Origin of the sequence: Mesorhizobium sp. M7D.F.Ca.US.004.03.1.1 (assembly GCF_003998635.1) — a bacterium.
Taxonomy (GTDB): domain Bacteria; phylum Pseudomonadota; class Alphaproteobacteria; order Rhizobiales; family Rhizobiaceae; genus Mesorhizobium; species Mesorhizobium loti.
In genome coordinates this window covers 1-3,772 of sequence record NZ_RZQG01000594.1, presented here as the reverse complement: position 1 = coordinate 3,772, position 3,772 = coordinate 1, and the positions used below count along the sequence as shown (strand labels likewise).

Annotated in this window: 3 protein-coding genes and 2 pseudogenes; all 5 read right to left on the bottom strand. The window is 63.9% G+C overall.

All coding sequences use genetic code 11. The features are described from left to right. Positions 1 to 191: pseudogene (locus EN935_RS26050) on the bottom strand (8-amino-7-oxononanoate synthase); the annotation flags it as partial. Continuing rightward, positions 188 to 1,129 (bottom strand): biotin synthase BioB, encoded by a 942-nt coding sequence (gene bioB / locus EN935_RS26045; RefSeq protein ID WP_245489051.1) that lies wholly within the window; start codon positions 1,127 to 1,129, stop codon positions 188 to 190. The gene bioB and the pseudogene EN935_RS26050, both read right to left, overlap by 4 nt. A gap of 141 nt (positions 1,130 to 1,270) precedes the next feature. Beyond that, on the bottom strand, positions 1,271 to 2,125 hold the full coding sequence (gene nadC, locus EN935_RS26040) for a carboxylating nicotinate-nucleotide diphosphorylase (protein ID WP_127266217.1): 855 nt from the start codon (positions 2,123 to 2,125) through the stop codon (positions 1,271 to 1,273). Further along, the gene (locus EN935_RS26035) at positions 2,125 to 3,666 is read right to left on the bottom strand and encodes an L-aspartate oxidase (protein WP_127373753.1); all 1,542 of its coding nucleotides are present in this window, start codon (positions 3,664 to 3,666) and stop codon (positions 2,125 to 2,127) included. Before EN935_RS26035 ends, nadC begins: the two co-directional genes overlap by 1 nt. Then, positions 3,663 to 3,772: pseudogene (locus EN935_RS26030) on the bottom strand (quinolinate synthase NadA); the annotation flags it as partial. The gene EN935_RS26035 and the pseudogene EN935_RS26030, both read right to left, overlap by 4 nt.

Sequence of the window (3,772 nt, the reverse complement as noted above, 5' to 3'; positions counted from 1 at the left end):
CAGGCGCCGACCGGCGTACCCCGCGCAATCGCCGCCGCAACCGCGTCGCCGACTCTTTTGGAGGCAGCAAGCCCGAGATAGTCGTTCGACGAGAAGTCGAGCCCGGTGCGCGGCGACAGCGTCCGCAGCCGGTCCTTGCGCGCCAGCCCCTGCAGGGTCGCGTCATAGCGGGCAAGCGGTGCCCCGTTCATTGCGCCTCGAGTTCCATCGGCTCGATGCCGAGGCGCCGGAACAGCAGAATATCCTTGTCTTCGCCGGGATTGTCCGCCGTCAGCAGCGTGTCGCCGACGAAGATGGAGTTGGCGCCGGCGAAGAAGCACAGCGCCTGCATCTCGTCGGTCATGGCGGTGCGGCCAGCGGAAAGACGGACGTGCGATTTCGGCATCATGATGCGCGCCAGCGCGATCACACGCACGAATTCGATCGGCTCGATGGACTTGGCTTCCGCAAGCGGGGTGCCGGAGATCGGGATAAGCATGTTGATCGGAACGCTTTGCGGATGCTCCGGCAGATTGGCCAGCGTGACCAGCATGTCGATCCGGTCCAGCGGCTCTTCGCCCATGCCGACAATGCCGCCGCTGCAGACCTTGATGCCGGATTGGCGGACAAGCTCGAGCGTATCGAGCCGGTCGGCAAAGCTGCGCGTGCTGATGATCTCGCTGTAGTAGCGTTCCGACGTATCGATGTTGTGGTTGTAATAGTCGAGACCTACCTGTTTCAGACGAACGGTCTGATCAAGATCGAGCATGCCGAGCGTCATGCAGGTCTCCATGCCCAGCGCTTTCACGCCCTCGACCATGGCGACGACCGCATCCATGTCGCGCGCCTTGGGGTTTCGCCAGGCCGCGCCCATGCAATAGCGCGTGGCGCCGGCGTCACGCGCCTTGGTCGCCTCGGCGATGACGCGCCTGACTTCCATCAGCTTCGACGCCTTCAGGCCGGTTTCGTGATGCGCCGACTGGCTGCAATAGCCGCAATCTTCCGGACATCCGCCTGTCTTGATGCTGAGAAGGCGGCTGAGCTGGACCTTGTTGGGATCGAAATTCTCGCGGTGAACGGTTTGCGCCAGGAAAAGGAGATTGTTGAAGGGTGCGTCGTGAACAGCCCGAGCCTTCTCCAAAGTCCACATGCCGGTGTCAGGGGCTTGAGCCTGTCGCGTTGTCTTCGTCGCATTGGTGCCGTGCATGTCCATCCTGTTCCCATCTCTACGCTGTCGTACAAATCATGCGGGTTCGAATGTGGATTGCCCCATGTGTTTGCTCATGGCTCGTCAGGGCGCTCGATAGTCAAGGCCGATATCGAGGATCGGCGCGCTATGGGTCAGCCAGCCGATGGAGATAAGATCGATGCCGGTGGCGGCGATGGCTGGCGCTGTTGAGGCGGTGATCCTGCCGGACGCCTCCGTGATCGCCCGGCCGGCGACCATCAGCACCGCCTCCCGCAATTGGTCAACCGACATGTTGTCGAGCAGGACGGCGTCGGGAACGAGCGTCAGTGCCTCTTCTAGCTGGGTCAGCGTATCGACCTCGACTTCGATCTTGACGAGATGACCTGCACTCGCTCGCACGCTCTTGATGGCCGAACGGATCCCACCCGCGATGGCGATGTGGTTGTCCTTGATCAAGATGGCGTCGTCGAGGCCGAAGCGGTGATTGGCGCCGCCCCCAGCACGCACGGCGTATTTTTCGACAGCCCGCAAGCCGGGTGTCGTTTTGCGGGTGCAGGTGATCTTCACAGGATGTTCGCGAACGGCTGCAACAATCGACGCGGTCGCGGTGGCAATCCCACTCAGATGGCATAAGAAATTAAGCGCCGTACGTTCAGCGGTGAGAATGGCCCGGGTCGGGCCAACCACCGATGCGATGACCTCTCCTTCCACGACACTACTGCCGTCTGGCCGCTCCACCGAGATTTCAACGTCGGGACTGATCAGTCGGAAAGCGAGCATGGCCAGATCGAGCCCTGCGACAATCCCGCGCTGGCGCGCCGCAAGCACGGTCGTCGCATGGTGGGATTTGGCCACGATGGCGTCAGTAGTCATATCTCCGGCCCTGCCAAGGTCTTCAAGGAGGGCTACCCTTACCAGCGGCTCGAGCATGACGGCGGGAAGCGGCCTGAGGATCATCACGTGGCCCTTTCCAGCGCTGGGGAGTGTGCCAGTTCCCGCGCTAGGCCCAAGGCAGCTTCGAGTATGATTTCAGACCGTCTGGCCTCGGGTGCATGATCGGGAAAATCCGTCCGATAGTGGGCGCCTCGGCTTTCCCGGCGCTGCAAGGCGGCAATCGCGACCATCAGCCCTACAGCCGCAGGATCCGCTGCCGCGTGCTTGCTTTCGGCGATCGGTAGCAAGGCCCGTATAGCGGCTTCCAAAGATTCACTATCTCGGACGATGCCGAGTGCGCGCGACACGTAGGGACGCGCGAGTATTGGATCGGGCGATGGGTAATCGCCCCCAAACGCAGGCCTTGTTCTGCGCGCAGGGGTTCCGGCCACGCTTTCAGCAACCCAGCGCGCGCATACGACCGCCTCGGTCAGGGAATTGCTGGCGAGCCTGTTGGCGCCGTGCAGTCCGGTCGAGGCGACTTCGCCGCAGGCCCAGAGCCCCTTGACGGAGCTGCGACCGGACCCGTCAACGGCCACTCCACCCATGTGGTAGTGTTGAGCGGGGCGGATGGGAATAAGGTCGCGCGCCGGATTGATGCCGGCTCCACGGCAGGCGGACGCGATCGTCGGGAACTGGCGCGCGAATTCCGGGCCAGGCCGTTGCCGCGCGTCGAGAAAGACACGGTGGCCGTTCGCAAGATGGTTCCACACGGCGCGCGCCAGGACATCGCGGGCGGCAAGTTCTGCCCCTTGCACGCCCTCGAGAAAGGGGCGGCCGGTTTCGTCGATGAGGGCGGCACCTTCGCCGCGGACAGCCTCGCTGATCAGCGTCATCGGGCGCTCCGACCCGTCAAGCGCAGTCGGGTGGAACTGGATGAACTCGAGGTCGGAAAGGACGGCTCCCGCGCGGGCCGCAAGCGCCAGACCCTGTCCGCAACTCCCAGGTGGATTGGTCGTGTCGAGAAATAGCCCGCCGATCCCACCGGTGGCGAGAACGACGCGCCGCGAGGCGAAGAAAACGGATCCTAGCGAACAGCTTGCCCAGACGCCGCGGACGACATTGTCCTTGACCGTCAGCCGGCGCGCTTCCACGCCCTCCACAACAACGATCGACGGAGTGGAACGCACGGCCGCGATCAGGACACGCATGATCTCACGCCCGCTGCCGTCGCCATGCGCATGAACGATGCGACGCCGGCTGTGTGCGGCCTCCAATCCGAGGCGTAGCGACCCTGTCGACATACGGTCGAAGGGGACCCCGAGACTCGCAAGGCCTTCGATCGCACTGGGCGCGGCCTGGAGGATGCGTTTTGCCATGCGTCTGTCGCAGAGCCCGTCGCCGGCGGCAAGCGTGTCAGCCAGGTGCTGCGCCGCATCATCGTCATGACCGAGGCTCGCGGCCAGACCACCCTGTGCCCAGGTGCTCGACGTGTCAGCTCCCAGCAGCGTCCTGGACAGAACAAGCACTGGCTCAGGTGCCAGATGAAGCGCGGTCATCAGCCCGGCGATGCCGCCGCCGATGATAATTGGCCGCCCGAAGAAGCTGCGGACATCGGTGCTCAAAGTGCGAGCATCCGTTCGACCGCAAGCCGCGCGCGCCCAGCGATCGCGGGCTCGATGGTTACGATATGGCGATTCTGCTCGAGCGCAGCTCGAATGTTGGCGAGCG

Coding starts and splice junctions, on each gene's coding strand:
- bioB (WP_245489051.1), bottom strand. CDS start 1,129: ATGTGGACTTTGGAGAAGGCTCGGGCTGTTCACGACGCACCCTTCAAC.
- nadC (WP_127266217.1), bottom strand. CDS start 2,125: ATGATCCTCAGGCCGCTTCCCGCCGTCATGCTCGAGCCGCTGGTAAGG.